This is a genomic window from bacterium SCSIO 12827, from assembly GCA_024397995.1.
Taxonomy (GTDB): Bacteria; Pseudomonadota; Alphaproteobacteria; order Rhodospirillales; family Casp-alpha2; genus UBA1479.
Genome location: CP073746.1, coordinates 2,679,479 through 2,706,242 on the forward strand (window position 1 = coordinate 2,679,479; position 26,764 = coordinate 2,706,242).

24 protein-coding genes are annotated in these 26,764 nt (G+C 62.3%); 4 read left to right on the forward strand and 20 right to left on the reverse strand.

What is annotated here, in order from left to right:
• Positions 1-13: 13 nt before the first annotated feature.
• From KFF05_12610 to KFF05_12630, 5 genes are all read right to left on the reverse strand, one after another.
• The gene (locus KFF05_12610; GenBank protein UTW50781.1) at positions 14-829 is read right to left on the reverse strand and encodes a protein-glutamate O-methyltransferase; all 816 of its coding nucleotides are present in this window, start codon (positions 827-829) and stop codon (positions 14-16) included.
• The gene (locus tag KFF05_12615; GenBank protein ID UTW53699.1) at positions 826-1,911 is read right to left on the reverse strand and encodes a chemotaxis response regulator protein-glutamate methylesterase; all 1,086 of its coding nucleotides are present in this window, start codon (positions 1,909-1,911) and stop codon (positions 826-828) included. Before KFF05_12615 ends, KFF05_12610 begins: the two co-directional genes overlap by 4 nt.
• A gap of 86 nt (positions 1,912-1,997) precedes the next feature.
• Entirely contained in the window at positions 1,998-2,363 is a 366-nt protein-coding gene (locus tag KFF05_12620; GenBank protein ID UTW50782.1) for a response regulator, read from the reverse strand.
• 176 nt (positions 2,364-2,539) lie between these two features.
• The gene (locus KFF05_12625) at positions 2,540-5,476 is read right to left on the reverse strand and encodes a chemotaxis protein CheW (GenBank protein UTW50783.1); all 2,937 of its coding nucleotides are present in this window, start codon (positions 5,474-5,476) and stop codon (positions 2,540-2,542) included.
• Between the two features lie 287 nt (positions 5,477-5,763).
• The gene (locus tag KFF05_12630; GenBank protein UTW50784.1) at positions 5,764-6,426 is read right to left on the reverse strand and encodes a hypothetical protein; all 663 of its coding nucleotides are present in this window, start codon (positions 6,424-6,426) and stop codon (positions 5,764-5,766) included.
• Between the two features lie 392 nt (positions 6,427-6,818).
• Here KFF05_12630 and KFF05_12635 point away from each other — a divergent pair, with 392 nt between their 5' ends.
• Both KFF05_12635 and fdhF read left to right on the forward strand, forming a co-directional pair.
• Positions 6,819-8,486 carry an NAD(P)H-dependent oxidoreductase subunit E gene (locus KFF05_12635; protein ID UTW50785.1) on the forward strand — a complete coding sequence of 556 codons (1,668 nt, stop codon included), beginning with the start codon at positions 6,819-6,821 and terminating at the stop codon, positions 8,484-8,486.
• Positions 8,483-11,257, forward strand: a complete 2,775-nt coding sequence (fdhF, locus tag KFF05_12640) for a formate dehydrogenase subunit alpha (GenBank protein UTW50786.1) — start codon at positions 8,483-8,485, stop codon at positions 11,255-11,257. The genes KFF05_12635 and fdhF overlap by 4 nt, the downstream gene beginning before the upstream one ends.
• A 50-nt stretch (positions 11,258-11,307) precedes the next feature.
• Here fdhF and KFF05_12645 read toward each other — a convergent pair whose 3' ends face one another.
• The 11 genes from KFF05_12645 to fdhD all read right to left on the reverse strand — a co-directional run bounded on the left by KFF05_12645 (position 11,308) and on the right by fdhD (position 21,372).
• Complete coding sequence (locus KFF05_12645) at positions 11,308-11,667, reverse strand: hypothetical protein (GenBank protein UTW50787.1); 360 nt, start codon at positions 11,665-11,667, stop codon at positions 11,308-11,310.
• Positions 11,668-12,139: 472 nt separating this feature from the next.
• Positions 12,140-13,195, reverse strand: a complete 1,056-nt coding sequence (locus tag KFF05_12650) for a formate dehydrogenase subunit gamma (GenBank protein UTW53700.1) — start codon at positions 13,193-13,195, stop codon at positions 12,140-12,142.
• Positions 13,196-13,295: 100 nt separating this feature from the next.
• Entirely contained in the window at positions 13,296-13,613 is a 318-nt protein-coding gene (locus tag KFF05_12655) for a hypothetical protein (protein UTW50788.1), read from the reverse strand.
• Between the two features lie 103 nt (positions 13,614-13,716).
• Positions 13,717-14,313, reverse strand: a complete 597-nt coding sequence (gene fdh3B, locus KFF05_12660) for a formate dehydrogenase FDH3 subunit beta (protein UTW50789.1) — start codon at positions 14,311-14,313, stop codon at positions 13,717-13,719.
• A 17-nt stretch (positions 14,314-14,330) separates the two neighbouring features.
• Positions 14,331-17,201 (reverse strand): formate dehydrogenase subunit alpha, encoded by a 2,871-nt coding sequence (locus KFF05_12665; GenBank protein ID UTW50790.1) that lies wholly within the window; start codon positions 17,199-17,201, stop codon positions 14,331-14,333.
• A 37-nt stretch (positions 17,202-17,238) separates the two neighbouring features.
• Positions 17,239-17,436 carry a twin-arginine translocation signal domain-containing protein gene (locus KFF05_12670; GenBank protein UTW50791.1) on the reverse strand — a complete coding sequence of 66 codons (198 nt, stop codon included), beginning with the start codon at positions 17,434-17,436 and terminating at the stop codon, positions 17,239-17,241.
• Between the two features lie 174 nt (positions 17,437-17,610).
• The gene (locus KFF05_12675; GenBank protein UTW53701.1) at positions 17,611-18,258 is read right to left on the reverse strand and encodes a molecular chaperone TorD family protein; all 648 of its coding nucleotides are present in this window, start codon (positions 18,256-18,258) and stop codon (positions 17,611-17,613) included.
• 297 nt (positions 18,259-18,555) lie between these two features.
• Positions 18,556-19,362 carry a DUF3306 domain-containing protein gene (locus KFF05_12680; GenBank protein ID UTW50792.1) on the reverse strand — a complete coding sequence of 269 codons (807 nt, stop codon included), beginning with the start codon at positions 19,360-19,362 and terminating at the stop codon, positions 18,556-18,558.
• Positions 19,359-19,886, reverse strand: a complete 528-nt coding sequence (locus KFF05_12685) for a DUF3305 domain-containing protein (protein ID UTW50793.1) — start codon at positions 19,884-19,886, stop codon at positions 19,359-19,361. Before KFF05_12685 ends, KFF05_12680 begins: the two co-directional genes overlap by 4 nt.
• The gene (gene mobA / locus KFF05_12690) at positions 19,883-20,509 is read right to left on the reverse strand and encodes a molybdenum cofactor guanylyltransferase MobA (protein ID UTW50794.1); all 627 of its coding nucleotides are present in this window, start codon (positions 20,507-20,509) and stop codon (positions 19,883-19,885) included. Before mobA ends, KFF05_12685 begins: the two co-directional genes overlap by 4 nt.
• A complete protein-coding gene (fdhD, locus tag KFF05_12695) occupies positions 20,506-21,372 on the reverse strand; it encodes a formate dehydrogenase accessory sulfurtransferase FdhD (protein ID UTW53702.1) in 867 nt (288 codons plus the stop codon). Before fdhD ends, mobA begins: the two co-directional genes overlap by 4 nt.
• A 302-nt stretch (positions 21,373-21,674) precedes the next feature.
• Between fdhD and KFF05_12700 the strand changes: the two genes are divergently transcribed.
• On the forward strand, positions 21,675-22,307 hold the full coding sequence (locus tag KFF05_12700) for a histidine phosphatase family protein (GenBank protein ID UTW50795.1): 633 nt from the start codon (positions 21,675-21,677) through the stop codon (positions 22,305-22,307).
• A gap of 10 nt (positions 22,308-22,317) precedes the next feature.
• On the opposite strand, the gene KFF05_12705 is transcribed toward KFF05_12700, so the two are convergent.
• The 4 genes from KFF05_12705 to KFF05_12720 all read right to left on the reverse strand — a co-directional run bounded on the left by KFF05_12705 (position 22,318) and on the right by KFF05_12720 (position 24,384).
• Positions 22,318-22,608, reverse strand: a complete 291-nt coding sequence (locus KFF05_12705) for a DUF1330 domain-containing protein (protein UTW50796.1) — start codon at positions 22,606-22,608, stop codon at positions 22,318-22,320.
• A gap of 47 nt (positions 22,609-22,655) precedes the next feature.
• Entirely contained in the window at positions 22,656-23,309 is a 654-nt protein-coding gene (locus KFF05_12710; protein ID UTW50797.1) for a cupin domain-containing protein, read from the reverse strand.
• A 131-nt stretch (positions 23,310-23,440) separates the two neighbouring features.
• Positions 23,441-24,058: a TetR/AcrR family transcriptional regulator gene (locus tag KFF05_12715; protein UTW50798.1), complete on the reverse strand. Its 618-nt coding sequence runs from the start codon at positions 24,056-24,058 to the stop codon at positions 23,441-23,443.
• 23 nt (positions 24,059-24,081) lie between these two features.
• Positions 24,082-24,384, reverse strand: coding sequence for an ankyrin repeat domain-containing protein (locus tag KFF05_12720; GenBank protein UTW50799.1), 303 nt, complete (start codon positions 24,382-24,384; stop codon positions 24,082-24,084).
• Positions 24,385-24,600: 216 nt separating this feature from the next.
• Between KFF05_12720 and KFF05_12725 the strand changes: the two genes are divergently transcribed.
• Positions 24,601-26,712 (forward strand): 4Fe-4S binding protein, encoded by a 2,112-nt coding sequence (locus KFF05_12725; protein UTW50800.1) that lies wholly within the window; start codon positions 24,601-24,603, stop codon positions 26,710-26,712.
• Positions 26,713-26,764: the final 52 nt, after the last annotated feature.

The following is a 26,764-nucleotide window of genomic DNA, read 5'->3' on the forward strand; positions in this document are numbered from 1 at the left end:
TTGATCAGAAAGTCTATTTGCCGGTCAGGGCGTAGATGCCGCGTTGGCCGGACACAGGGGCGAACTTGTCCGACACGCCAAGAACCGTTTCGGCCCCGCCCAGGAACAGCATGCCGTAATCGGGCATCAGGTCCGCCACGCCGGCCAGCACCTTGCTCTTGGTCGGCTGATCGAAATAGATCAGCACGTTGCGGCAAAATACCACGTCGAAATGGCCCAGCGGCGCCAAGTTTTCCAGCAGGTTATAGTACTTGTATTGAACCATGCTCCGGATTTCGGGTTTCAGCTGCCATTGATCATCGACCTTGTCGAAATACTTGACCAGCATGGTAATGGGCAGGCCGCGCTGCACTTCGAACTGGGAATAGAGCCCGTTTTCCGCCTTCTTCAGAACCTGGCGTGAAATGTCGGTCCCGACGATCTCGACCCGCCAACCGGCAAGCTTTGCGCCCTCTTCCTTCAACAGCATGGCCAACGAATAAGGTTCCTGCCCGTTCGACGCGGCAGCGCACCAGATGCGCAGGGACTTCTTGGACGCGCACTTTTCCAACATATGTGGCAGGACATGCTCACGGAACAGATCGAAAGGCTTGATATCACGGAAGAAGAACGATTCATTCGTGGTCATCGCTTCCATGACCTCGACGATCATCGCCTCGTTGTTGGACTTGCGAATTTCCGTGATCAGTTCCTCGACGCCCTTGATGTTATGGGCGCGGGCCACGGGCATCAGGCGGCTTTCCAGCAGATAAGCCTTGTCCTCGTTCAGGACCAAGCCCGAGCGCTGCTTCAGCATCGTCGACATGAACTGGAAATCATCCGGTTTCATGCTGCCCTCGTACGTAGCTTGTTCATGACATGTGGCCCCAAGTCATTGAGGGGCAAGACCGCCTCGCACAGCGCTGCCGTGGCGACCGCCCCCGGCATGCCCCAAACAACGCTCGTCGCCTCGTCCTGGGCCAGAACCGTCCCACCGGCCTCGGCAACAACCTTGGCGCCATCGCGACCGTCATGCCCCATACCTGTGAGAATAACCGTCAACACCGCACCACCGAATTCGGCTGCAATCGAACGCAGCATGGGATCGACGGAAGGCCGGCAGAAATTCTCCGGCGGGTCCTGATTGGTGCGGATCACCATGCCCGCCCCGGACCGTTCGACCGTCATGTGAAAATTGCCCGGCGCAATGTAGATATGCCCGGCCTCCAGCGGCAGGCCATCAGCGGCCTCCGTGCAAGGCCAGCCGGTGGACTTGGCGATATGCTCAGCCAGGATGGCGGTGAAGGTCGCCGGCATGTGCTGGGTCACCATCACCGGCATATTGATGTCCGGCCGGATGTCCTTGAACAACTGGAACAGGGCTTGCGGCCCTCCGGTTGAACTGCCGACCGCCAAAATACGTGGGCGGACCGTTCCGCCGCCTGTCCGTAATTGCACTTGTTTGTCGTAAAGCGGCTTGGCCATCCGTTCCTTGGGCACAGGACTGGCCGTGGCGGCATGCGGCGTCGATGCGGCGCGTCTGCTGACCAGGCCGAGTTGGCGGATCTTTTCCAGAAGTTCCTGCTTGAAGGTGTCGCTACCGGATATTTCGCGGGTCGCCGTCGGCTTCGGCACATAGTCCGTCGCCCCGGCCTGAAGGGCGCGCAGGCTGATCTCGGCATTCTTTTCCGTCAGGGTCGACGCCATGATGATCTTGACGTCGGGCTTGATCTCCAAAAGCTTCGGGATCGCCGTCAGCCCGTCCATCACCGGCATTTCAATGTCCAGAATGATGACGTCGACGGGATGCGCCTTCAGGCGGTCGACGGCCATCTGGCCGTTGCCGACCGACGCCGCGATGCGCAAACCCGGCTCGCCCTCGATCATGCGCGCGATCAGGCCGCGGATCACGGCGGAATCGTCGACCAACATGACGCGGACTTCGTCACTCGTCATCCGTAACCCCTTATTATCGCGTCGCGATAAACCACATCCGCCGTCCGTCGGTCGGCAGACAGTTAAAGAAGGCCGACCTGCGAGAACTTCGCTTGAATGATCTCGCTGTCGAATGGCTTCATGATGTATTCATTCGCACCAGCTTCGATCGCTTCCTGGATATGCTGGATGTCGTTTTCAGTGGTGCAGAATACGACGATCGGGCCGCCGCCACCGGGCAGCGCGCGCAATTCCCGCAAAAACTCGATGCCGCTCATCACCGGCATGTTCCAGTCAAGCAACACGGCGTCGGGCAGCTTTTGTTTGCATGCATCCAGGGCCTCCTGGCCATCAGCCGCCTCGATCGTCTCGAAACTGAGTTCTTCGAGGATCTTCCGCGCGACCATCCGGATTACTTTCGAGTCGTCAACGATCAGACAAGATTTCATTAGCCCACCCGCGTCAGTTCGTCTTCGGTTGCATACGGACCACCGTTACCTCGGCCGTCATCCGTAAGTTTCCCTGCATTCCCAGATGCCGACTGCACCAACCTGGATAACAGGACTTATGCTGATATCGCAATAACGATCCTTACGCCATGCGTTTCGACCGATCGGCTAAAACCCTAGCCGGCCCGGCCGGATGCCGCCCCTGCGACAGTCTGCGCCAGACTGGACACCAGGGCCTCACGGTCGAATTTCGCCACGTAATCATTGAAACCCGCGTCGCGACCGCGTTCGAAATCAGCGCTCGTGGCGCGGGCCGACAGCGCCACCATGGGCACCTTTTCCCACGCACCGCCGCGACGAACCTCGTTCGCGAACTCGAAACCGTTCATGCCCGGCATTTCGATGTCGGAAATGATGACGTCGAAGGCTGCTCCCTTATCACGCATGGAAAGCGCCTCCTGGGCACTTTGCAGCGCCGTGACCTGCCATCCAGCGACCGACAGCAATGGCGCCAGAAGATTGCGGAAAAACGGGCTGTCATCGATCAGAAGTGCGCGACGGCGCCCCCCCGAAGCACTCTCGATTTCCGCGCTATCCGCGGAACCAAACCAATCGGAGAACGCCTGGGTCAGGAAATAGCCCGCGTCGATCACGTCCGTCGCCTTGCCGGCGATGACGGCGCTGCCGATCAATCCCGGAATATCCGTGGTCAGTTCGATCTTCAGGCGGTCGTCGACGATATCGACGATCTCGTCCACGACAAGGCCCATTGAGCGTTCGCGATCGGTAAACACCAGGATCGGCTGGCGGCCGGTTTCCTTGAACTGGTGGGTGTCGGCGAACGGGATCAGCGGCATCAGTTGTTCGCGGTACTGCACCATGACCTGCCCATGCGAGGTTTCGGTCTCGGACATGTCGATCTCTTCAAGCCGCGCAACCAGGGCCAGCGGCACCGCCTTGAGCTCCGGTCCGCCGGCGCGGAACACCAGCAAGGATGTCGTTTCTTCGTCCGTCGACACGGCCTGGATATCGGCTTCCGAGCGATGCTCGGTATCCATTTCCCCGGCGGCCTCTGCAATGCCGTTGGGGTCCAGGATCATGATCACGCTGCCGTCGCCGAGGATCGTGTTGCCCGAATAGAAAGTGATGTCGCGCAGGATGGGCGCCACCGGCTTGACCACGATTTCCTCGGTATCGAACACGCGGTCGACGATGATGCCGAAGGTGTTGGAACCGACCTGGGTGACGACGATGAACACTTCCTCGTCGTCGGCGATCGCTTCCGCCACCAGGGCGTCGGTGGTTTTCGGCGCCGCGTCCTCGTCCTTGCCGGAACCGTTGCTCTTCTCGGCTTCGGGCGGGTCCTGAAGGCGCAGCAGTTCACGCAGCGAAATCAGCGGCAACAGCCGGTCACGCAGGCGCAGCACGGCGGATTCGTTGATCATCTCGATGGCGTTTTCCGACTGCGCGGAAGCACGCACCAGTTCCAGAACGCTGATCTGCGGCACGGCGAAGCGTTCGCCACAGCATTCGACAATCAAGGCCGAGACGATGGCCAGGGTCAGCGGAATCTTGATGGTAAAAGTCGAGCCCTTGCCCGGCGTCGTCTTCAGTTCGACGGTGCCGCCGATTTTCTCGATGTTGGTGCGCACCACGTCCATACCGACGCCACGGCCAGACACGTTGGTGATCTTTTCCGCCGTCGAGAACCCGGCCTTGAAGATGAACATGCCGATCTGCTGATCGGTCATCTGCCCCAGGTCGGCTTCGGTCGTCAGGCCGTTTTCCAGCGCCTTCTGTTTGATGCGGTCGATGTTCAGGCCACGCCCGTCGTCGGCGATCTCGATGATGATGTGACCGCCTTCGTGATAGGCGTTCAGGGTGATGGTTCCGGTGTCGGACTTACCGACGGCTTGGCGCCCCCCAACGTCTTCAAGTCCGTGGTCGGCCGAATTGCGGACCATATGGGTCAACGGATCCTTGATCAGTTCCAGAACCTGGCGGTCCAATTCCGTTTCGGCCCCCAGCATGACCAGTTCGATCTTCTTGCCCGATTCAACGGCCAGGTCGCGCACGATGCGCGGCAACTTGGCCCAGGCATTGCCGATCGGCTGCATGCGCGTCTTCATGACGCCTTCCTGCAGGTCCGTGGTGATATGCGACAGGCGCTGCAACGGCACCGTGAATTCGCTGTCGTCCAGGCCGCGCACCATCTGCAGCAGCTGGTTGCGGGTCAACACCAGTTCGGAGACCAGGGTCATGAGATCTTCCAGAACGTCGACGTTGACGCGGATCGACGATGCGGCAACACCGCCCCCGGCTTTGCCCGTGTCCTTCTTTTCCGCCTCCTTCGACGGGGCGGGTGCCGGCACACCGGCTTTGGACGCCTTCTCGGCTTCACGCTCCCGTTCCATCTCGGCACGCAGTTCCGCTTCCGTCGCGGCGCGGGCGCCGGCCACCTGGGCGGCCTCGACCTCGTCCAAAAGTTCCTGGGCCACGGGGGCGCCGTGTTCGTTGACCGCCGGCGTGGCGGCCTTGGCGGCCTCTGCGGCGCGCTCGGCGGCCAGTTCGGCCTCCAGCTGCTCCTGAGACGCGGCTTTCACCCCCTGTGCCGTTGCGGCTTCGACCTCGGCCAGCAGTTCGGCCGCCACCGGAGCGCCGAATTCGTTGACCGCTGCCCCACCGCCCGCGGCAGGGGCAGCGGCGGCGGGGGCTGCCGGCGCGGCCTTGGCACCGCCACCTTCCGCATAGGCATTCAGGTCGTCGATCAATTCCTGATCGTCGCCTTCGGGTTCGGCACCCGTTTCCTCAAGCTTGCCCAACAGGTCACGGACACAGTCCAGACATTTAAGAATGAGCGTCACCGCCTCAGGCGTGACCTCCAACTCGCCGTCGCGGAATTTGCCGAGCACGTTCTCACCGGCATGGGCCACCGATTCCAATCGCGGCAGCCCTAGGAACCCGCAGGTGCCCTTGATGGTATGAACCAAACGGAAAATGTTCCCCAGGATTTCCTTGTTGTCGGGCTCTTGCTCGAACTTGACCAGCTCAACATCCAGCACGGCCAGGTTTTCAGAAGTTTCCGTAAGGAATTCAGTGAGAAGGTCGTCCATTTCTGCACTCCTGGGAGCCGGCGGCCCCGCGTTTATATTATCGCATTACACTTGGCACACCATGCCCGGAGGCTAAATGCACGCCGTCTTCGTCAGTCTTGCATCGGGAAAACGCGCAAATTCCGCCGCTAATTCAACCGCACAGCGGCGCTTCCCGGATTAAAAATTTCTAAGGCCCGGAAATTAAAGCAAAACCGCCACAGGGCGGCAAATGAATTCACGGCGATTCCACTATGACTGATGGCCTAGCCAGGATTGCGGATTGTGGTTGTGGGCATTACCAGCACCTATCCCCGCCCGCCCTTATCTTGTGGAAACAGGGCCATGAAGCGGATTTCATCGTCGCCTTCATCAGAAGTCTCGATACGCCCGCCTTCGACGCGGGCAAGCACCTGGGCGAAATAGGCATGCACGGTACGTGCGCTCACCACGTCCTCGGCCGCATCCGGGTCAAGAGCCGCCACCAGATCTGGCTTGAGCACCGCCCCGACACCCTGCGCGCTTACCGCAAGCCCCACGCCTTCGGGCAGAGCCGCCGTGTGAACCGTGACCGGTCCGCCCCGGGGCAGGCATTCTGACGCCAACAAGATCATAAGAAGCAGCACCTTGCCGACGCCCGCGGGCAGACTATCGGGGGCGTGGCTGCTGTCCGGCCATTCCAGTTCGGTCTTGCCGCCCGCCAGCATTTCGCCCGCCAGTTCCCGTGCCTCGCTGAGGCTTAACGTACCGACGGCGGAGGCCTTGCCGCCTGCGGCGCCGAAGGCGATGCGGAAGAACGCCAGACGGCGCGTGATTTCGGCGGCGCTGGAGGTCACCAGGTCCAGGGCATCGCCGTCCAAATCGCCGTCTTCAGCCAGTTCCAGACCCGCGTTGACAGCACCCGCCGGACCGACCAGATCATGGCACAGGCGGGAACACAGCAACTGGGCAAGGTGGATGTCTGAAGTCATGTCCCTGAATGTCCTCGGTCGTCGTCCGTTCAGCCTTCGCAAGGCGGCGCTTTGACTGACTATTGCCGACCCGCCCCCGGGGCACAAGGCCCAAGCCGGGCCACCCATCCGCTGGCCGGAAGCCCCTTCTCGGAACCACCGCGCCGGCATCCCGAAGATGAGAAAAAGCGCCTTTTCACGGCTTCCCGAAGCGACCCGATCATGTTATAGAAAGACTGTGGTATACCAAATGCCAACATAAAAACCGGGGTTATTGCTCAGATTTCCAGAAAATTCGGTAATGGCCTGCGCTGTTTCGCGACATAATTCACCGCCGCCGGCGAAACACCCGGCGCGGCCGCAAACGAGGCCCGCATCAAGCGGACCCGAATAAGACCAAGGAGGAAGCCCGCATGTCCACTGCTACCGCCCAGAAAGGACGCCGCCGCGATCGCGCCGCCTTCGGGAAAGGCCGCCAGGTCACCGATCAGGCCATCACCGATGTGCAACACCTTCTGGGCGATCAGCCGCGACGCCGCGAATACCTGATCGAATACCTGCACCTAATTCAAGACGCCTTCGGCCATTTGTCAGATGCCCATATGGCGGCGCTGGCCGCCGAATTGCGGCTGGCCCAGACGGAAGTCTACGAAGTCGCGACCTTCTACCACCACTTCGACGTGGTGAAGCAAGGCGAGGATGCCCCGCCTGCCCTGACCGTGCGGGTCTGTGATTCGATCACCTGCGAGATGAAGGGATCGGGCGCCCTGACGGCGCAGCTTAAATCGATCCTGGGACCCGACGTGCGCGTGATCCCGGCACCCTGCGTCGGCGCCTGCGACAAGGCGCCGGTCGCCGTGGTCAAGCAACGCCAGATTTTCCACGCCGATGCGGACAGTGTGAAGGCCGCCGTCGAGGCCGGCCAAGTCACCATGGACCCGCCCGCCTACAAGAACCTTGCGGCCTACCTATCGGACGGCGGCTACAAGGTTCTGGGAGATTGCCTGAAGGGCGAACGCGACCGGGACCAGGCCATTGAAATCATTAAGGAGTCCGGCCTGCGCGGGCTGGGCGGCGCGGGTTTTCCGACGGCCACCAAATGGGGCTTCATGAAGAACGCGCCGAAGCCCCGGCTGGTCGCCATCAACGCCGACGAGGGCGAGCCCGGCACCTTCAAGGACCGCCATTGCTTCGAGACCGACCCCCACCGCGTCATCGAGGGCGCCTTGATCGCCGCCTGGTCGGTCGAAGCTGCGGCGGTCTACATCTATCTGCGCGACGAATACCCCGCCTGTCGCGAGGTGCTGCTGACCGAGATCAAGAAGGTCGAGGACGCGGGCCTCAACGGCGATATCGAACTCCACGTGCGGCGCGGTGCTGGCGCTTATATCTGCGGCGAGGAATCCGGGATGCTGGAAAGCATCGAGGGCAAGCGCGGCCTGCCGCGCAACCGCCCGCCGTTCCCAGCCCAGGCGGGCCTATGGGGCCGCCCCACGCTGATCAACAACGTGGAAACGGTGTACTGGCTGCCCAAGATCATCGAACACGGCCCCCAGTGGTATCAGGACCAGGGCCGGCCGCACTTCTTCTCGGTCTCGGGCCGGGTCAAGGAGCCGGGGGTCAAGCTGGCCCCCGCCGGAACCACGGCGCGCCAATTGGTCGAAGATTATTGCGGCGGCATGGCTGACGGCCATACCTTCAAATCCTACCTACCGGGCGGTGCGTCGGGCGGCATTCTGCCGGAAAGCCTGGCCGATGAACCGTTGGATTTCGGTACCCTGGACAAGCACGGTTGCTTCATCGGTTCGTCCGCGGTCGTGATCTTTTCCGAACAGGACGACGTCAAGGAAATCTGCAAGAACCTGATCCGGTTCTTCGAGGATGAAAGCTGCGGCCAATGCACGCCCTGCCGTGTCGGCTGTGAGAAAATGCTGAAACTGATCGACAAGCCGCAATGGGATGCCGATCTGATTGATGAGCTGAGTCAGGCCATGCGCGATGCGTCGATTTGCGGCCTTGGCCAGGCAGCGCCCAATCCGGTACAGGCGGCGCTGCGCTTCTTCCGGGAGGACGTGCAATGAGCGATACCATCAAGTTCACCCTGAATGGCCAACCGGCCGAAGCCAAGGCCGGCGAGACCATTTGGGACGTCGCCAAGCGCAACGGCAACACCATTCCCCACCTGTGCCACCGCCCGAAGAAGGGTTACCGGCCCGACGCCAACTGCCGCGCCTGCATGGTCGAGATCAAGGGCGAGCGCGTGTTGGCCCCCAGCTGCCGTCGCCAGCCGACGGAAGGTATGGAAGTCACGACCGACAATGAGCGCGCGACCAAGGCCCGTCGTATGGTGCTGGAACTGCTGCTGTCCGACCAGCCGGAACGCCGTGAGGCCCATGATCCCGACTCCCTGTTCTGGTACTGGGCCGACAAAGCCGGCATCGCCGACAGCCGTTTCGAGGCCCGCGCCGCCTGCCCGGCGCCCGACCGCTCACACAGCGCCATGGCCGTCAATCTGGATGCCTGCATTCAGTGCAACCTTTGCGTTCGCGCTTGCCGCGAGGTCCAGGTCAACGACGTCATCGGGATGGCGGGCCGTGGCTACAAATCGAAGATCGTGTTCGACATGGACGACCCCATGGGCGACAGCACCTGCGTCGCCTGCGGCGAATGCGTGCAGGCCTGCCCGACCGGGGCGCTGATGCCGGCAACCATGGTTGACGAGAAACAAGTTCACGTGGGCAAGCCGGACCGCAAGGTCGACAGCCTATGCCCCTATTGCGGGGTCGGCTGTCAGGCCACGTTCCATGTGAAGGACAACAAGATCGTCTATGTCGAAGGCAAGGACGGCTATGCCAACGAAAACCGCTTGTGCGTGAAGGGCCGCTTCGGGTTTGACTACGTCGACCATCCGCATCGCCTGACCAAGCCGCTGATCCGCAAGGAAGGCGTTGGAAAGAACGGTGAAATGGCGCTCGACCCGGCCAATCCGCTGACCCATTTCCGGGAAGCGAGCTGGGACGAGGCGCTCGACTTCGCCGCCGCCGGCCTGAAGAAGGTTCTCGATCGTGATGGTCCCTCGGCCATGGCCGGGTTCGGGTCCGCCAAGGGATCGAACGAAGAAGCCTACATGGTCCAGAAGCTGGTCCGCCAAGGATTCCATACCAATAACGTCGATCACTGCACGCGGCTGTGTCATGCATCGTCGGTGGCGGCCTTGATGGAAGGCATGAATTCCGGCGCCGTCACGGCCTCGTTCAACGACGCCAAGGATTCCGACGTCATCATCGTGATCGGCGCGCGCCCGACCCAGAACCATCCGGTCGCCGCGACGTTCCTGAAAAACGCCGCCAAGCGCGGCGCCAAGCTCTACATCATGGATCCGCGCCGCCAGGACCTGTCGCGCCACGCGACCCGCCACCTGCAGTTCAAGGCGGGCCAGGACGTGGCGCTTCTCAATGCCATGATCCATACCATCATCGATGAAGGCCTGACCGATATCCAGTATATCCAGGCCAACACCGAAGGCTTCGAGGCGTTGAAGGAAAACTCCAAGAAGTTCTCGCCCGAAGCCATGGAAGCCGTCTGTGGCATCGAGGCCAACGTGATCCGCGAGGTCGCGCGCGAATTCGCCACCGCCGAAAAATCGATCATCTTCTGGGGCATGGGCATCAGCCAGCACGTCCACGGCACCGACAATTCGCGCTGCCTGATCGCCTTGTCGATGATCACCGGCCAGATCGGCCGCCCGGGCACGGGTCTGCATCCACTGCGTGGCCAGAACAACGTGCAGGGCGCGTCCGATGCGGGCCTGATCCCCATGGTCTATCCCGATTACAAATCGGTCGAAGCCGACGATATCCGCCAGACATATGAAGACCTGTGGGGGACTGAACTTCCTCGGCAGCGCGGCCTGACGGTGGTCGAGATCATCCACGCCATCCTGGCCGACGAAATCAAGGCCATGTACATCATGGGCGAGAACCCGGCCATGTCGGACCCGGATGCCCGGCATGCCCGCGAGGCCCTGGCCAAGCTGGAGCATATGGTGGTGCAGGACATCTTCTTTACCGAGACCTGCTTCCACGCCGATGTGGTGCTGCCGGCCTCGGCCTTCCCGGAAAAGGCGGGGACGTTCTCCAACACCAACCGCCAGGTTCAGATGGCCCGGCCGGTAGTCGACATGCCCGGCGACGTGAAACAGGATTGGTGGATCATTCAGGAAATCGCCAACCGCCTGGGGCTGAACTGGAACTACTCCGGCCCCATGGACGTGTTCAACGAGATGAAGAAGACCATGCGGTCCCTCGACAACATCACCTGGGAGCGCCTGGAGAACGAGGACAGCATCATCTATCCGTGCAAGTCCGAGGATTCCTCCGGCGAAAACATCATCTTCGGCGACGGCTTCCCGACCGCGTCGGGGCGCGCCAAGCTGGTGCCGGCCAACCTGATCCCGCCGGACGAACTACCCGACGACGAATTCCCGCTGGTCCTGACCACCGGTCGCATGCTGGAACACTGGCACACCGGGGCGATGACCCGCCGCGCCACGGTTCTCAACCTGCTGGAGCCGGAACCGGTGGTCAGCATGAACCCCTACACCATGGGCGAAAAGGGGTTGGCGCCCGGCGACCGGGTGAAGGTGGAAACCCGCCGCGGCGAGATCGAATTGACGGTGCGCGCCGACCGCGACGTGGCCGACGGCATGATCTTCATCCCGTTCTGCTATCACGAGGCGGCGGCCAATATCCTGACCAACCCGCAGCTGGACCCGGTCGGCAAGATCCCCGAGTTCAAGTTCTGCGCAGCACGTGTCGAAAAAGTTCCGGACGCCCAGGCGGCGGCGGAATAAAACCGAGAGATATTGATTGCGTTGGGAAACGGGGGCTTAAGCCCCCGTTTTCATGTCTGCCCGCGCTTGACGATGTCCTCGGCGATGGCGTGGACGGACGGGCTGCCGTCCTCGACGCCGGAGATCGCCGCCGTGCGGTCCTTAACCTCGGCCCGCACATCTTCCAGCGTTACGCCGGACGCCTTGAGCACGACCGCGAGAATCGATTCGATGGCCAGAATATGGGCCGCCAGATTTTCCGATTCCTCCATGCGCGCCTGGGCTGCCTGCCCGAAGGTTTGCAGTTCTTCAGCAATCTTCGTGAGGTTTCCCTCCAAATCCTTGATCTGATTGAAGAAACCAGAATCTTCAAGGTGTTTTACGAAGGCCTGCGAAGCGATCTGTGCGTCTCCGCCGCTGTTGTCGGACATGGTACCCCCTTTAACGGCTTTTCATTTGACCGGACCAGCATAACCCCTGGGCACACGCCTGTCATGCGCCAGCACCGTCCCCTCACCGCGGAGCACTCCTCCTTTCCACAGCATGGAAGCGTGAGTTGAATCAGCGTGGCATTCCACTAGAATACTGTCATCTGAACCCGCCGGGCGAACAGCCGCCGGCGGTTTATAAGAAGGGGTGGAAACCATGCAATCATTCTGGACCGGTACCATTGCCGCCATCATCATCGCCGTCGTCGCCGGATTCGCCTTGAACGCCACGAACATGACCGCGGGTGAGAAGTATTCGACGAGCAACGTGCGCCTGAAATAAACCCTTCGACGCCTTACCTAATCGGCAGAGCCGGCGGCCCACCGTACCCGCCGGTTTTGCCGTTCCAGTTCAGCAAGAAAAAAGGCGGCCCCTTATGAGGCCGCCTTTTAACGTTGGATGACTAACGAAAGGCTATTCGGCAGGCTGCGTGCCGCCCACGTTGCCCTTGGCCATTTCCTCTTCAACCCAAAGTGAATGGTGCTCCTTCGCCCAGTTGAGGTCGACCTGGCCGGAGGCGACGGCATCGATCGCGCCTTCCATGCCCAGTGAGCCGATGTAGATATGGCCGATGATGGCGCCGATCATGATCAGCCCCACCAGGGAATGCCACAGCACGGAAAGCTGCGTTTCCTGGAGGATCGACAGGCTGGTCGGCAGATCCGTACCCAGCTTGTTCAGGATGGCAAAAGTACCGGCCCAGGGCTGAATGTCGCCTGGGAACATCAGCGCCAGACCCGACAGGCTCAGGGACGCACCGCCCAGAATAACCAGCCAGAAAACAATCTTCTGACCGGCGTTAAAGCGCGGGGCTTCCGGATGCACGCCCTTGGAAAACAGCCCACCGCCGACAGCCAGCCATTTCAGGTCGCGCAGCGTCGGAATGTTATGACGAACCCACAGGAAGAACATCATCACAATACCCAGAATGAAGGCGAAGGCGATGTAGTTGTGCGCCAACTTGCCGTAGTAGGTCAGCGCCCCGAAGGCATCCGGCCCCAGAATGGGCTTCAACACGAAGCGACCATAGGACACGTTCAGGCCCGTCAGGCCCAACACGATGAAGCTTGAAGCCGTCAACCAGTGCGTCGCACGCTCCAACGCGTTGAAGCGTTCGATCGTACGGCCCTGCGGGTCGCGGCCGTGGTCGATGCGGATCTTGCCGCGGATCAGGAAGAAGGCGGCGATGGCAATAACGGACACCAGCAGGAAAATGCCGCCGAACTGACTGAGCGGGCCGTTCTTGGCAGCTCGCCAGACGTCACCGTCCGACTGCACAAGCTGGCCCGCCTGCTTGTCGGGAATGGACACCGTACCCGTGATGCCACCGCGCACGGCGCGCCACATTTCCGATTGGGACAGGGCACCGCTTGCGCCACCGGGAACTTGCCCGCCCGTCTGCGCCTGTGCCTGGGCCATGTCGAGCGCCGGCGAGCCGGTCAGGACCGCTGCGCCACCGTAGGCCACCATCAGGGCAAGAGCCAGCGCCCCCACCAGTTTACGAATATTCGACCAGGTCATATTACGTTTCCCCGTCATATCTCTTGCGAACCTGCTTAGTCGCGCAGGCCTATTTCACGCCACCCTGCATCTGGGTACGCTGGTTCAATTCGCCGGGCGGCCGCACATCGGGCTCCGACGCATTGGGCGCCGCCCCGCCGGCGTAGCCGGACCCCGTTACCCCACCTTGATTGCGGGCACGGTTGCGAAGTTCCTCAAGTCGAGACTCGCTCAACTGGGTATCGGGCTTGCCCTTGTAGACACCGGGCTCGTATCGAATCAGTCGGCCCTGTTCGTCCGCGCGGCAGGCCGTGAGTGCGATCGCGGCGATCGCGATCCCCCCCAAAGTCCTGACCATGCGGGCGGTCGTCATGCGCTTTCCGGTCATATTGATTTCCTTGTCACACCCCGTTTGGTTCCAGTAGCCGGAAAGGGGCGCCCCTCTGCTGCTGCAGCGAGGCACCCCTCCCAGATTACGCTACCGGATGGACCTACGAGCCCGCCTTCAACTGATAGGCGGTGCCCCAGCCCCAGGCGCCGGACCCGAAGCCACGGGCCACGACACGCTCGCGGTAGATGTTGGACACCATGTCGCCGTCGCCGCCCAAGAGAGCCTTGGTCGAACACATTTCGGCGCACAGCGGCAACTTGCCTTCCGCAAGGCGGTTACGGCCGTACTTCTGGAATTCGGCGGCGGAGTTGTCTTCCTCCGGACCACCGGCGCAGAAGGTGCACTTGTCCATCTTCCCACGGCTTCCGAAGTTGCCCGACTGCGGGTACTGCGGCGCGCCGAACGGGCACGCGAAGAAGCAGTAACCACAACCGATGCACAGGTCCTTGGAGTGCAGGACCACGCCTTCTTCCGTCTGGTAGATGCAGTCCACGGGGCAGACCGCGATGCACGGCGCGTCGGAGCAGTGCATGCAGGCCACCGAAATGGACCGTTCGCCGGGCTGGCCGTCACGGATAGTGACGACGCGGCGGCGGTTGATGCCCCACGGTACCTCGTGTTCGTTCTTACACGCGGTAACGCACGCGTTGCATTCAATGCAGCGCTCGGCATCACAAAGGAACTTCATTCTTGCCATTGTTGCGTCTCCCTAACCTAGGCCGTTTCGATGCGGCACAAGGTGACCTTGGTCTCTTGCATGTGGGTCACGATGTCGTAACCATAGGTACCGCACATGTTGGACGCTTCGCCCAACACGTAAGGATCGGCCCCTTCCGGATACTTGTGGCGCAGGCTTTCGCCCTGCCAGTGACCACCGAAGTGGAACGGCATGAAGGCCACACCCGGTGCCACGCGTTCCGTGACGAGGGCCTTGACCTTCACCTTGCCGCCTTCCGGCGAGTACACCCACATCTGCTGGCCGTCCTTGATGCCGGCATTGTTGGCATCGACCGGGTTGACCTCGCAGAACATGTCCTGCTGCAGTTCCGCAAGCCACTTGTTCGCGCGGCTTTCTTCACCACCACCTTCGTATTCAACAAGGCGACCGGAGGTGAGGATGGTCGGGAACTTCTTGGAATGGTCCTGCTTCTGGATGGACTCGTACGCCGTCGGCAGACGGTAGTTCTTCGTGTCCTTGTACGTTTCGTACTTGGGCAGAAGATCCCGCCGGGGCGTGTAGAGCGGTTCGCGGTGCAACGGCACCGGATCCGGGAAAGTCCAGACAATCGCACGAGCCTTGGCGTTACCGAAGGGCGCACAACCGTGCTTGATAGCGACGCGCTGGATACCGCCCGAAAGGTCGGTCTTCCAGTTGGTCTTGTCGCCGGCAATCCCTTCAATGACCTTCAGTTCGGCTTCGGTCAGGTCCTTGTCCCAACCCAGCTTCTTGAGAACCGCCATCGAGAACTCGGGATAACCGTCCTTGATTTCCGAACCGACGGAATAGGAACCATCGGCAAGGAGGCTGACACCGTTGCGTTCCACACCGAAACGGGCGCGGAAGTTCAGGCCGCCTTCGGCGACCGGCTTGGAGGTGTCATACAGGATCGGCGTGCCCGGATGTTTCAGCTCCGGCGTGCCCCAGCAGGGCCACGGCAGACCATAGTAGTCGCCGGCGACAGCGCCACCGACAGCCTTCAGGGACGTCTTGTCGAAGGTCGCCTGGTTCTGCATGTGAGCCCGCAGGCGTTCCGGCGACTGGCCGGTGTAGCCGATGGTCCACATCCCCGTGTTGAATTCACGCGTGGTGTCTTCAATCGAGGGCTCGTCATTCGTGACCTTGATGTTCTTGAACATCTCATCCGCGAAGCCGAGCTTCTTGGCGAACTTGTACATGATGGTCTGATCAGGCAGCGATTCGAAAACCGGCTTGACCACCCTTTCACGCCACTGCAGGGACCGGTTGGACGCGGTCACGGAACCATAGGTTTCGAACTGCGTCGACGCCGGCAGGACATAAACGCCGTCCTTGCGGTCCGGGATGACGGAAGCGAAAGTCGGGACCGGATCGATGACGACCATCAGATCCAGCTTTTCCATCGCCTTCTTCATTTCCGGAAGACGCGTCTGGGAGTTCACGGCGTGACCCCAGAGAACCATGGCCCGGAGGTTGTCCGGCTGATCCATGTTCTTCTTGTCTTCGAGAACGCCGTCGATCCAGCGCGACACCGGAATGCCCTTGGACTCCATCAGCTTCTTCGAGGCAAAGCGGCCGAGGATATAGTCGTAATCGACCTTCCAAACGCGGGCCCAGTGCTTCCACGACCCCGTCGCCAGACCATAATAGCCAGGCAGCGAGTGTGACAGGATGCAGAAGTCGGTCGCACCCTGAACGTTGTCGTGACCGCGGAAGATGTTGGCGCCGCCACCGGCACGGCCCATGTTGCCAAGGGCCAGCTGCAACACGCAGTAGGCGCGCGTATTGCTGTTGCCGTTGGTGTGCTGGGTCGACCCCATGCACCACACGATGGTGCCGGGACGGTTGTTGGCCAGCGTACGGGCAACGCGCTTCAGCTGCGCGCCGGGAACGCCCGTGACCCGTTCGGTCTCGGCCGGATCCCATTTCTTCACTTCGGCGCGGATTTCGTCCATGCCGTAGACGCGCTGCTTGATGAACGTCTTGTCTTCCCAGTTGTTTTCGAAGACGTGGTACAGAATGCCCCAGATCAGGGCGACGTCCGTGCCCGGGCGGAACCGCACGTATTCATCGGCGTGCGCTGCCGTGCGCGAGAAGCGCGGATCGCAGACGATGAGTTCGGCGTTGTTCTGCTCTTTCGCCTTCAGGATATGCTGCATCGCGACCGGGTGCGCTTCGGCGGCGTTAGAGCCGATGAAGAACATGGCCTTCGAATTGTGCATATCGTTGTAGGAGTTCGTCATGGCGCCGTAGCCCCAGGTGTTGGCAACGCCCGCGACCGTGGTCGAGTGACAGATGCGCGCCTGATGGTCGCCGTTGTTGGAACCCCAGAAAGCGTAGAACTTCCGGAACAGGTAGGACTGTTCGTTGTTGAATTTGGCGGAACCGAGCCAGTACACGGAATCGGGACCCGACGTCTTGCGGATGTCGAGCATCTTGTCGCCGATTTCGTTGATGGCATCGTCCCAGGAAAGCCGCTTCCACTTACCGCCTTCAAGCTTCATCGGATACTTCAACCGACGATCGCCGTGAGCGTGTTCACGGACCGACGCACCCTTGGCACAATGGGACCCCAGGTTCAGCGGGCTGTCAAAGCCCGGTTCCTGACCGACCCACACGCCATTATCGACTTCCGCAATGACGGTGCAGCCGACGGAACAGTGCGTACAAACGGATTTGATTTGCTGCATGCCTTTCGCCGCCGCGGTCGCCGCCTTGGCCGGTTTGGCCAAGCCCAGCGGTGCAGCGGAAATAAGCGCGGCGCCACCAGCAGTGATCCCTGAACGCTTCAGGAACGTACGGCGGTCCATGGACCCGCCGACCACGCCGGCCAGTGCCTGCTTCAAACGGGGGCCTATCGCCACCCCGTCGCTCTTTTTGGTGAGCATTTAAGTTATCTCCCAATGTTGATGGGTTAGAACCCGACTAGAACCTCGCGAGGTCGTAGTACGTTTTGACGTGTTTGGTTTCACGATACCCCGACGATTTCGGGCCATCGGAAACCACGGCTGCTTCCGCAGACCCCTGGGAAAGCGCAACCGCAGCAACACCCGCGGCGCCGCCGGTGACGGCTGCTTTCTTCAGGAATTCACGGCGGCCGAGCTTTTGCTTTTGTTCGCTCATCGCAGTCTCCTCAAAGGTTGTGATCACAGTTACTTCCACTTGCTTGGTACCAAATGCCCGTTTCGGGTCTTGCTATTGACGGCGGGATACGGCCTGGGCCGATCTCCGCAATTCCAACAACTTTGTCTTCCCATTCAGCCGCCCATCCGTTTTGGGGCGACCGGGCCGCGCCGCCTACTGGCCGAAGCCGAAGGCGTCGCGTTCGATCTCCATGAACAACTTGCCGATGGTCCCCAACGGCATGTACACGGCCGCTGACTTGGCCTTTTCCATATCGGTGAAGAAATGGCCGGCCCAAGGCGCCAGATGCCTTTCAAAAAACATGCGCTGACGCTCCAAGCTCGCCGGCTGCCCGAAGGCTCCGGTGATCAGGCCGTGCATGACCTCACAGACAAAGGCAATGTGGTCTTCCGGGTCGCTGACGCCGTCGGCGCGGGCGATGCCCAACTCTCCAAGATCGCGGCGCAGGTCGGCCAGCGGCTTCTCGTAGATGAATCCTGTCAGGTATTGCGAACCGTAGGGCGCCAACTCGCCACCGGCGCCAAATCCATAAAACAACACCGTGAATTCTTCCTCGGCGACCACCTGGGTGGTGCGCTTGGCCAGGGCGGCCAGGGAATTGATCGCTTGGCCCAGGGGGCTTTCGTCGCCGCTCAGCTCGCGAACAAAGGCGATGGTGTCGTCATCCATCGGCTTGGCCAACAGCCGCGACAACAACGCATAAATACCGGCCCGCTGCATGTCCTCTTCGGGCACGGCGGTCTGACCGGTCTTTGTTTCGGTATCGGAAAGCGGCCGTTCTCCCTTGGCAGCGCTTCCCATGGTGGCGTTGGCCTCCACTTGGATAATCCTTGCTCTCCTTCCGTCGGCTTCGCCTGTTAATTCGGCGAATTCCGAAGCCTTAAGAAGCGGGCTTGTTTTTACGCGGCGGCCCCCCCAACCGGCCAACCGCGGATACTTCTTCCCGCTAATATACCAAGTGAACGCCTTTTCGCCCCTCAAGTCAACGGACCGCCTATTCCGCCATGCGGAAAAAACAGGGCTAAACCCCCAATTTTTTCATGGGCTTAACCCATCTTGACCGATGAAATCCAAGGTTCCCGGGAACGCTGGGACGAGTCAGCCGAGATCGTCCTCGGCCTCACCCAGATCGTCGTCGTCACCCTCAACGGCCGTCTCCAGGCGTCTGGCCGGTTCCGGCAGGGTTTCGGGCGCAGGGTTGCGCTGTCCGGGGGACTGATAATAGGGATTCGGCGTATAGGTCGGCAGACGGACGCTCGATCCGCCCCGATCCTGCACGCGGCGGGCCTTGTCGGAGACGGATTCTTCCGCTTCGGCAGCTTCGGCAGCCTCAACCCCCTCATTTTTCGCCGCTTCCGCCGTTTCGACACCGCCGTCCGCCGCGGAATCTTCGGGTGCGGCTGTTTCTTCCGGAACCTCTTCTTCCTTCGGCGTGTCACGCCAAGCGTAGCCGCCCTCGTTCGGGCGATAGGCAGAAGCCCCGGCGGCCAATTGCGCCATCATGGAATAGTCTTCCCCGTATTCATGCATGCCGTCGATAAGGCTGAAGGCAGGATCGCTGAGCCACAGCTTTCGCAGGGCTTGGCGGCGCAGGAAATCAGGCACCCGTTTATCCATGAAACCGGTGAAATCGCTGTCCGGGGTCAATTCATCAAGCGGCGGCAGGGTCTCCACATAGGCCGCTTCTTCGGCGGTCAACTCGCGGACATCGTCATCGGCAGCTGCACCCTCGTCCCCTGTCGCCAACGGAGATTCCGCAACCGCGGCCTGTGGCATTCCCGCGACCGGCCCAGCGGCACCGCGGCGGGCGACCTCTACAGGAGGCTCATCGACGGCCTCGCCCTTGGCACGCGTGCGCTTCAGGCGGGACCAGCGGCTCAGAGGGTTTTCGTCATCCGCACTCATTCATCCGTCTCCACCAGAGGCCGCGGGCGCATATCGCCCTTGCGCGGATCATAGGCCTTGTTGCGTTTGCGTTTGACGAATTGTTCTTCGACATGAAAGGTGTCGACGAAAGTGCCGATCCAGGCCGCCAGTTCCTCGGGCATGGGCACTCCTTCGACGATCATTTCCGAATCTTCCGTATAGCTTTCCGCTTCGTAAGGACAGGCCGTGACCAGTTTCGGCACGACCTCTTCGTCCTCGGCCTCTTCGCCCGGGGTCAGCACGACGTAGACGTGAGGTTGAAAATTGCTGAGGTTGGCCTTGTATCCTCCCGTTTCGCCGGCAAACAGTTCCAATTCCAGGGTCGCGGCATGAAAATGGCTCCAGCCCTCGCCCTCGCGGATCAGACGCCAGCCCTCGCCCGCATCCAAGCCCGGCATCCCGGGAACCACGGCGACCGGATGATAGGAATAATCCTGCCAGGGGTTGTCGATCTTCCGGCGCTCGATGATGACGCCGAGCATGACCGTTTGGCGCCGGCTCATTGTACGGCCTCCGCGAACAGGGTCTCGGCCTCGGCCAAATTCTCCGGCTTGTTGATGTTGAAGAAGGGATCAAACGGGTCCGTCGGAAAGTCGACATGAACGATGCGGTACCGCGCGGTCCAGGCATCGATCTTGCGCATGTCTTCTTGCGTCATCGCGGCGCGCAGATCGTCGGCCAGCGCGACCGGCCAAAGGGCAAACACCGGATGGGTGCGGTAGCCGGATTGGGCGCAGGCGATCTCGGCCCCGTCGTCTTCGACCGCACGGTGCAAACGCTGAACCAGTGTGTCGGGAAAGAACGGCGCGTCGGTGGCGAAGGACGCCAGCCATTTGGCTTCGGGATGCGCCTGTCGCGCCCATTCCATGCCCGTCAGAACACCCGCCAGCGGCCCCGCATGACCGTCGATCACATCCACCGCCGTCGGCAGGCCATAAGCCGCGAAGCGCGCCGGATCGCCGTTGACGTTGAGCAACAGGTCCGCGACCTGCGGCCGGGCCCGCGCCACCACGTGATCCAGGATCGGCTTACCGCCGAGCGTGCGCAGCGGCTTGTCGCCGCCGCCCATGCGCCGCGCCAGGCCGCCGGCCAACAACACGCCAACCGTATCGACGGGCGCCGTCATCGGCTGCCCTTACGGCGCAGTTCAAGGGGTTCGTCCGCCGCTTCGCCGTGGTCGGCGTCGAATTCGATGCGGTCCTGGCCGGCCAGGGCGATGAAACGCCGGCCCTTGGCCCGGCCGATCAGGGTCAGGCCGACCTGATTGGCAAGGTCCACGCCCCAGGCCGTAAAGCCCGAGCGGGAGACCAAAACGGGGATTTCCATCTGCACCGTCTTGATGACCATTTCCGAGGTCAGCCGTCCGGTGGTGTAGAAGATTTTGTCGCGTCCCGACCAGCCGTGCAGAAACATGAAGCCGGCGATCTTGTCGACGGCGTTGTGGCGGCCGACGTCTTCCATATACAGCAGCGGGCGGTCGTCCTTGCACAGCACGCAACCGTGGATGGCGCCCGCTTCCAGATAGAGGCTCGGCGCCGTGTTGATCTTCTTCATCAGGGTGAACAGCCAGGACGTCTTGATCGTCGCGTTCTCGGCCAGTTTCACGCTCTCGAATTTTTCCATGACGTCGCCGAACACCGTGCCCTGGGCACAGCCGGAGGTCAGGGTCTTCTTCTTCAGCTTTTCCTCGAAATTCGTTTCGCGCTCCGTGCGCACGACGACGACTTCCAGATCGTCGTCGAATTCCACCGCCGTGACCACGTCGTCGGGGCGCAGCATGTTCTGGTTCACCAGATAGCCGACGGCGAGATATTCCGGATAATCGCAGATCGTCATCATGGTGACGATCTCGCGGCCGTTGAGGAACAGGGTCAGGGGGCGTTCCACGGTGACCGAGGCGATCACGGGTGAGCCGTCCTGGTCGATGCCGGGCACCTGTTCGGTCAGGCGCGGATCGTCCGGGTTCGGCTTGACGACAAGCTCGCCCACGCCATCCTCATAGACGGCCGTCAACGGGCTGTCGCCCGACGCACCGGAATCGTTGTCGCTTTGGCTCACGCCTTGTTCTCCCAAAACCGGCCACTGTCGGAAGCAACCGGACAGCCCATTACCGCAGGCCCGCCCGCACCGCCGGTCTTGATCGCCGGGGTCACGGAATGCCCCAAAACATGGGGATCGCGAGTGTCGGCGGCAAGGGTCAAGAAATCAAGGGGCCGGACGTCTCGGCAATCTCAACGTTTCCTGCTATGAGAAATTCCATCGCAATCCCACCCTCGCTTCAGAGTCGGCCCATGCCTTTCCCCGACATCATCCTGATCCGCCACGGCCAGACCGAATTCAACCGCGAGGGCCGCATCCAGGGCCACGGTAATTCGGTCCTCACCGAATTGGGTCAGGCCCAGGCGGCGGCCTACGGCCGGCTGCTCGCCGAGCGGTTTGCCCCACTCACCCCCTTCGCCCTTTACCGCAGTCCCGCCGGGCGCTGCGAACAAACAACGGCCCTGGCCTGCGCCGCCGCGGGGCTCGATCCACGCGCCTTCACCATCGACGAGCGGCTGAAGGAAAAAGGCTATGGCCGCTGGGAGGGCATGACGCGCCCGGAAATTGCCACGGCCGGCGACGAGGCAGATCTGGGCGCCATGGACGCCGATCCCTGGGGCCACCGCCCGCCCGGCGGCGGCGAGACCCTGACCGAGGTCATGGAACGGGCCCACGGCTGGCTCCTGAGCCTTGCCTCCGCGCAGCCTGTCATCGTGGTGTGTCACGGCGGCACGGGGCGCACTTTAATCCGCCGCTACCTGGGCCTGGACGCCCAGGAAACCATGGACATTTCCATGCGTCAGGACGTGGTGTTCCATCTGTCCGCACGCGGGCTCGATGTGATTGAGACCGGCGTGGACATGAGCAAACTGAATTTTGGTTAATTTATAAAAATCAGTCGACGCCGTCGACCACAAACAGCGTACCCGCCGCCGACGCCAGGCGAATGGCCAACGGTTTGGCGTATGCGGGTGAGGCGTGCCAGGCCTTGGCCGCCGCCATGTCGGGAAAGCGCAGGACGACGGTTCGCGATGATGGGACAGCCCCCTCAAGCGCAACCTGTTCGCCGCCACGCACAATGTATTCACCACCGTACGCAGCGATCGTCGCCGGCACCAGGGCCTGGTATTCCTTGAAGGTTTCCGGATCGGTGATGTCGATCTGGGCAATCACGTAGGCGGCCATCGGTGGCGTCCTCCCTCTCCGTCGTCAAATCGGTATGAACAGGAAGGCTACCCCAGATGGCCCTGCTTGACCCAGAGCAAACAGCCGTCATCCGTGCGCGGCGAATGAAAACTGCCGGGCGGCAGGCGGAACCAGGTGCCCTTGCCGTGAATACCATTCTCATCCTCGACACGGCCTTCGAGAACCAGGACCTCCTCGCCGCCGGGATGGCTGTGGGGTGCGGCGACGCAGCCCGCTCCCATCTTGGTCAGCCATACGCGCTCCGCCCCGTATTGATAGAGCGGCATGCGGAACAGACCCGGCATGTCACCGGCAACCCAATTCCCCGCCTTGGTATCGATGGCCACCTGCTCCTGGTCGTCCGGGTCCATCTGACGCAGTTTGACGAAGATGGTGCAGCCGGGTGCGGTCCGGGGCGCATGGCTTGAGCCGACGGGATTGCGCACATAGGTGCCGGCGGGAAAATCGCCGTGCTCGTCGGAAAACACGCCTTCCAAAACCATGAACTCCTCACCGCCACCGTGGCGATGGGTGGGGAATTCGGATCCCGGGGCATAGCGGACGATGCTGGTCGCCCGGGCGACCTCGTCGCCGTCACGCTCCAGCATGCGGCGCTCGACGCCGGGCGACGGCGACGGCACCCAGTCAAGAGCGGTTGAATCGACGATGGCCGGCCGGGAAAGGTTGGCGTGAAGCTTCATGGATCGGGTCTCCGTCACATGCGCTGTTGAGGATGTTCCGACAATCCTGGCCGCCCCGCCAAGGCCGTGCAAGCCTTCCCATGGGACAAGCACCTTTTCCCCGCCGGCACTTGTTTTCAAAGCATCGTGGCCTAGCCCCGGAACCACCGCGCCGCCAACGCGTCGGCGCGCGTCAGCCGCGCCGCCAGATACGCCTTGGTCTCCGCCTGGCCCTGGCTTTCGTCGCAGCACCAGCGGCGAATAACGGCAAGAAACAGCAGGGTCAGGCCGATTTCCTCGATCTGCCGCTGTCGCCCCATTGCCCCCATGCCCGCCGCGTCGCGCAGCCATTGGATCAGCCGCGACAGGTCAAACACCATCGGCACGTAATGGTGCGGATGGAACAGCCACAGTTTGCCCGCCAGCATCTGGACCGTGACGGCCCGGTGGGGCGCCAAGGCATCGAACCACCGCAGCAACAGGATGTTCAGCCGGTCCCTGACCGGTTGCCGCGCGAACCCCGGGGGCGGGGCCGCCAGCATGGCGTCCCGCGCCCGGGCGAACCAGGCATTGGCGATGGCGTCCTTGTCGCGGAAATGACGGGCCAGGTCCGCCGGGGACAGGCCCAGATCGGCCGCCAGGGCGCTCAGGCTGAGCGCGTCCCACCCTGCCCCATCGGCCAGGGACAGCGCGCGATCAAGGATCTCATCCGCCGATGGCGAGGCCGTGGCGGTCTTCGGTGTGGCGGGTTTCCGTCGGGGTGCCGCCATGGGCGCCTCCCGTCGAAGTTGGGTCAGTAGACCAGCTTGCGGATATCGTCGGCATTGGACGACCATTTGGACCAATCGCGCACGCCCATGCCCCAATTGTTGACGGTCGCCTTGTCGATGCCCTGGTCGATCAGCCATTGGCAGGTCTTGGTCTGCCCGGCCGCCGCTGCGTACATCAATGCCGAATTGCCGTGCGCGTCGATGGTGTCGACCTTCATGCCCGCATCCAGCGCCTGTTGCAGGCTGTCGCGGTCGCCGCGCTGGGCGGCCAGCATGAAGTCGTCGACGGAAAGTCCATTCTTGCCGGATGCGATAGGGTTTGCCATTGCGTGCCTTTTCCTCCCTTTCCGGGGCTTTTTATTGTGCCCGGTGGTCCCCACATAGTTAGGGTCTGGGATTTGGAATGTAAACGGCCCAAACAGAAGGGGCGAATACCCCTACTCGCACACCGTTTTTATTCTCTGTAAAATAGCCTAAACAAAATACATGTTCGAACGCACGAGCGTCACCAGAAGGGCGCCGGATAGGGAAGCATCGGTCTTATGAAGCTCAATGAGAAGCACGTCCTCGTCTGCGACTGTGAAGGCACCATGTCGATCGACGGCAAGGCGCTGGCAAAGGCTTGTGGCCAAGATACCGGCGCCGACAGCGATCTGAAGGTCGCGACCCATCTATGCCGCCGTCAGGTCGAGGAATTCCAGCGCGTCGCCGGCATTGCCGGTCAGGCGGGGGAAACCCTGCTGGTCGCCTGCACCCAGGAAGCGCCCTTGTTCCTGGAAACCATCGACGAAATGGACACGCCCCCGGCCATCGCCTTCACCAACATCCGGGAAAAGGCAGGCTGGTCCGATGCGGCCAAAGATAAAAAAGCCGCGACCAACCTGACGGCCAAGATGGCCGCCCTTTTGAACGAAGCCGCCATGGATTTGGCGGGGGCGCATTCCGTTTCCATGAAATCCAGCGGCGTGACCCTGGTGTTGGGCAAGGGCGAGGACGCGGTCGAGGCGGCGCGCAAGCTCGCCGGGCGATTGAACGTCACCCTGGTCCTGGAAGGGGCCAAGGACGTGCCGCCGCCGGCGGTCATGGAATTCCCCGTGTTCGCAGGGAAAGTCACCGGCGCCGGCGGGCACCTGGGCGCGTTCCAGGTCGCCATCGCGGGCTTCATCCCGGCCAAGGCGTCCTCGCGCGGGGTCCTGGAGTGGGAAGGCGAGCCACAGGCCGGGACCTCGGAATGCGATCTGATCCTGGACCTGCGCGGCGGGCCCGCCCTGTTCCCCCATGCGGACAAGCGCGACGGCTATTACAACCCGGACCGCGGCAACCCGGCCCTGGTCGCCGAAGCCATCTTCGAGATGGCGGACATGGTCGGCGAGTTTGAAAAGCCCCGCTATGTCGATTACGACGACAAGATCTGCGCCCATTCCCGCAGCCGCATTACCGGCTGTTCGCGCTGCATCGACAACTGCCCGGCCGGCGCCATCACGCCGGATAACGAGCGGGTCAAAATCGACCCTTACCTGTGCGGCGGCTGCGGCGTCTGTGCCTCGGTCTGCCCGACGGGGGCCGCGACCTATGCCCTGCCCTTTGGCGACGAATTGTTCAAACGCGCGCGCACGGTGCTGCGCACCTATGCCAAGGCCGGCGGCACCGATCCGGTGCTGCTGATCCACGACGCGGACCAGGGCGAGGAAGCCATCGGCCTGATCTCGCGTATGGGCCGCGGCCTGCCCGCAAACTGTATTCCCTTCGCCGTCAACGAGGTGACGCAGGTCGGCCTCGATCTGACCCTGTCCGCCGCCGCCTACGGCGCAGCATATTGTCTGATCCTGCTGCCGCCCAAACGGCGCGAAGAAGCCCAGGCCCAGGAAGGCGAGATCGCCATCGCCGACACGGTGCTGGACGGGCTCGGCTACGGCACGGGCCGCGTCCGCCATCTGCATCTGGACGACCCCTCGGCGGTCGAAGACGCGCTCTGGTCCCTGGCAAAGCTGCCCGCCATGCCGCAGGGCGATTTCCTGCCCCTGGGCCGCAAGCGGGCGATCATGCGCCTGGCCCTCGACACGCTGCACGCCGGCGCGCCCAACAAGGTCGACGAGATCGCCATGCCCGCGGGCGCCCCCTTCGGCACGGTGACCGTGGACGCGTCGGGCTGCACGCTCTGCCTCAGCTGTGTCGGCGCCTGTCCGGCCCGGGCACTGCGCGACAATCCGGATAAGCCGCAGTTGTCGTTCGTCGAGGATGCCTGCGTGCAGTGCGGGCTCTGCGCCAAGACCTGCCCGGAAAAGGTCATCACCCTGACCCCCCGCCTGTCGTTCAAGGACGAAGCCAAAAGCCCCCGCGTGCAGAAGGAGGAAGACCCCTTCCACTGCATCCGCTGCGGCAAGCCCTATGGCACCCGCGCCACCATCAACCAGCTGACCAACAAGCTGAAGGGCCATTCCATGTTCCCGGGCGCGGCCCTGGACCGCATCAAGATGTGCGACGACTGTCGCGTGCTGGTGCAGTTCGAGGTCGCCAACCCGCTGGCCGGCGCGCCCAAGCCCATGACCCGCACGACCCAGGACTACCTGCGCGAACGCGATGAAATGCGCGTGGCGGCAGAGGCCGACATGCGGGCCAAGGGGCTAACACCAGAGACGGACAAGGAGGGCTGAATGGGATTTCGCACCGCCGACATCTTTCCATTCTGCGGAATTCCTCATGAAA

Coding starts and splice junctions, on each gene's coding strand:
- KFF05_12610 (UTW50781.1), bottom strand. CDS start 829: ATGAAACCGGATGATTTCCAGTTCATGTCGACGATGCTGAAGCAGCGC.
- KFF05_12615 (UTW53699.1), bottom strand. CDS start 1,911: ATGTTGGTCGACGATTCCGCCGTGATCCGCGGCCTGATCGCGCGCATG.
- KFF05_12620 (UTW50782.1), bottom strand. CDS start 2,363: ATGAAATCTTGTCTGATCGTTGACGACTCGAAAGTAATCCGGATGGTC.
- KFF05_12625 (UTW50783.1), bottom strand. CDS start 5,476: ATGGACGACCTTCTCACTGAATTCCTTACGGAAACTTCTGAAAACCTG.
- KFF05_12630 (UTW50784.1), bottom strand. CDS start 6,426: ATGACTTCAGACATCCACCTTGCCCAGTTGCTGTGTTCCCGCCTGTGC.
- KFF05_12635 (UTW50785.1), top strand. CDS start 6,819: ATGTCCACTGCTACCGCCCAGAAAGGACGCCGCCGCGATCGCGCCGCC.
- fdhF (UTW50786.1), top strand. CDS start 8,483: ATGAGCGATACCATCAAGTTCACCCTGAATGGCCAACCGGCCGAAGCC.
- KFF05_12645 (UTW50787.1), bottom strand. CDS start 11,667: ATGTCCGACAACAGCGGCGGAGACGCACAGATCGCTTCGCAGGCCTTC.
- KFF05_12650 (UTW53700.1), bottom strand. CDS start 13,195: ATGGTGGCCTACGGTGGCGCAGCGGTCCTGACCGGCTCGCCGGCGCTC.
- KFF05_12655 (UTW50788.1), bottom strand. CDS start 13,613: ATGACCGGAAAGCGCATGACGACCGCCCGCATGGTCAGGACTTTGGGG.
- fdh3B (UTW50789.1), bottom strand. CDS start 14,313: ATGGCAAGAATGAAGTTCCTTTGTGATGCCGAGCGCTGCATTGAATGC.
- KFF05_12665 (UTW50790.1), bottom strand. CDS start 17,201: ATGCTCACCAAAAAGAGCGACGGGGTGGCGATAGGCCCCCGTTTGAAG.
- KFF05_12670 (UTW50791.1), bottom strand. CDS start 17,436: ATGAGCGAACAAAAGCAAAAGCTCGGCCGCCGTGAATTCCTGAAGAAA.
- KFF05_12675 (UTW53701.1), bottom strand. CDS start 18,258: ATGGGAAGCGCTGCCAAGGGAGAACGGCCGCTTTCCGATACCGAAACA.
- KFF05_12680 (UTW50792.1), bottom strand. CDS start 19,362: ATGAGTGCGGATGACGAAAACCCTCTGAGCCGCTGGTCCCGCCTGAAG.
- KFF05_12685 (UTW50793.1), bottom strand. CDS start 19,886: ATGAGCCGGCGCCAAACGGTCATGCTCGGCGTCATCATCGAGCGCCGG.
- mobA (UTW50794.1), bottom strand. CDS start 20,509: ATGACGGCGCCCGTCGATACGGTTGGCGTGTTGTTGGCCGGCGGCCTG.
- KFF05_12700 (UTW50795.1), top strand. CDS start 21,675: ATGCCTTTCCCCGACATCATCCTGATCCGCCACGGCCAGACCGAATTC.
- KFF05_12705 (UTW50796.1), bottom strand. CDS start 22,608: ATGGCCGCCTACGTGATTGCCCAGATCGACATCACCGATCCGGAAACC.
- KFF05_12710 (UTW50797.1), bottom strand. CDS start 23,309: ATGAAGCTTCACGCCAACCTTTCCCGGCCGGCCATCGTCGATTCAACC.
- KFF05_12715 (UTW50798.1), bottom strand. CDS start 24,058: ATGGCGGCACCCCGACGGAAACCCGCCACACCGAAGACCGCCACGGCC.
- KFF05_12720 (UTW50799.1), bottom strand. CDS start 24,384: ATGGCAAACCCTATCGCATCCGGCAAGAATGGACTTTCCGTCGACGAC.
- KFF05_12725 (UTW50800.1), top strand. CDS start 24,601: ATGAAGCTCAATGAGAAGCACGTCCTCGTCTGCGACTGTGAAGGCACC.